Annotated in this window: 2 protein-coding genes; one reads left to right on the top strand and one right to left on the bottom strand. The window is 68.7% G+C overall.

The genetic code is table 11. The features are described 5' to 3' along the window. Positions 1–270: 270 nt before the first annotated feature. Entirely contained in the window at positions 271–1,065 is a 795-nt protein-coding gene (locus ABD374_RS31620; RefSeq protein WP_344500072.1) for an IS5 family transposase, read from the top strand. Here the strand turns inward: ABD374_RS31620 and ABD374_RS31615 are convergent. After that, complete coding sequence (locus tag ABD374_RS31615) at positions 1,013–1,528, bottom strand: hypothetical protein (protein ID WP_344500070.1); 516 nt, start codon at positions 1,526–1,528, stop codon at positions 1,013–1,015. The genes ABD374_RS31620 and ABD374_RS31615 overlap by 53 nt on opposite strands. Positions 1,529–1,643: the final 115 nt, after the last annotated feature.

The raw sequence follows: 1,643 nt of genomic DNA, 5'->3' as shown, positions 1-1,643 counted from the left end.
AGAAGCCGTGTCTCAACCGGTCATGGAACGTGTGAGTCGAACGGGTTTCCCGCCGGGGTGATCTTCCGGTGGTGGGTGCATGAAGGCAGGGCCCCTTGGTAGCTCGGAGGTGCGAACCGAACCGAGCAGTTCCAGGAGGCCCTGTTGTCGCAGTTCTACGCGCTCGCGCCCGCCTTGTTCAACTCGGCTGCCCGATCGTGTGATTGTCTCGCGCACGTGTACGGGAACGCGGCGGATCATCCGGAGCGGGTACGCCGGTATCCCTCGGACATGACGGACGCGGAGTGGGCGGCGGTGCGGCCGTTGTTGCCGGTTCCGGCCTGGCTGGAGGGCAGGGGCGGGCAGCCCGAGGGCTACTGCCACCGCCAGATGTTGGACGCGATCCGGTACCTGGTCGCGGGCGGGATCTCCTGGCGGGCGATGCCCGCGGACTTCCCCGCCTGGGGGCGGGTCTATGCCTTCTTCCGCCGGTGGCGGGAGTGCGGGCTGGTCGCGGAGTTCCATGACCGGCTGCGCGGGAAGGTCCGTGAGCGCGAGGGCCGACAGGCGGAGCCTTCGGCGGGGATCATCGACGCGCAGTCGGTCCGGGTATCCGCCTCGGTGCCGGCTTCTTCCAGCGGGTACGACGGCGGGAAGAAGGTGCCGGGCCGAAAGAGGCACATCGTGACCGACACGCTCGGCCTGCTGCTGGCCGTCGTGGTGACAGCTGCGAACATCGGGGACCGGGACGCGGCTGTGCCCCTGCTACGACGACTGCGGTCGCTGCACCGGGAGATCACCCTGGTCTGGGCCGACGGCGGTTACACCGGCGGCCTGGTCCACTGGTGCGTGAAGAGACTCGGTTTCGCCCTTCAGGTCGTCAAGCGCACCGACACCATGGAAGGGTTCGTGGTGCTGCCGCGCAGGTGGGTGGTGGAGCGCACGTTCGCGTGGCTGATGCATTCGCGCCGTCTGGCCCGCGACTACGAAACCCTGACGGCCACCGGCGAGGCGATGATCCAGTGGTCGATGATTACTCGGATGAGCCGCCGCCTGGCCCGGCCACCGGCCTGTGGCCGGCGGTGAACATCCCCGACGTCTCCTGGACCAGCCACCCGCGCTCCGCCAGACGTCTCGCCTTCGACCGCACGCCCTCCACCTTCGCCGGCGTCGGCTCCAGCCCGAGCACCACCGCGATCTCCTTGGCCCGCACCGGCCCCTGGGCCGACCGGTCCGCCACCATGCCCAGGACCCGTTGGTAGTCCGGCGAGAGAACAGTCGCAGGCAGCCCTTCGTGCCAGGACGGCACCGTCGTTCCCGGCAACGGTACGGGCACGGATTCTGCGGCTGCCTCCGGCACGGCGGTGGCCTCGTCAGCGGACACGGCCAGGGCCTCGACAAGTTCTTCCCGCGCGATCACTCGCCGGTCCAGTTCGATCTCCGCGGCCTCCAGCACGGCAGCCGCCCGGGCTGCCGCCTCCCGCAGATCTTCGACCCGCGCACGAGCAGCCGCTTCCCTTGCCTCCAACAACCCCAGCACCGACGCCACCGCATACCCCTCACCGAACAGCGGAACAGAACATCGGAACTCTCCCTCACCCCACCCGAACCCATGCCTGACCAGGGAAAATCAACAGATCGCATTCGGTTGAGATACGGCTTCT

The sequence above is a fragment of the Streptomyces enissocaesilis genome, from assembly GCF_039533765.1.
GTDB classification, from domain to species: Bacteria; Actinomycetota; Actinomycetes; order Streptomycetales; family Streptomycetaceae; genus Streptomyces; species Streptomyces enissocaesilis.
The sequence above is the reverse complement of the archived record's forward strand: the minus strand, read 5'-3'. Positions and strand labels throughout refer to the sequence as shown.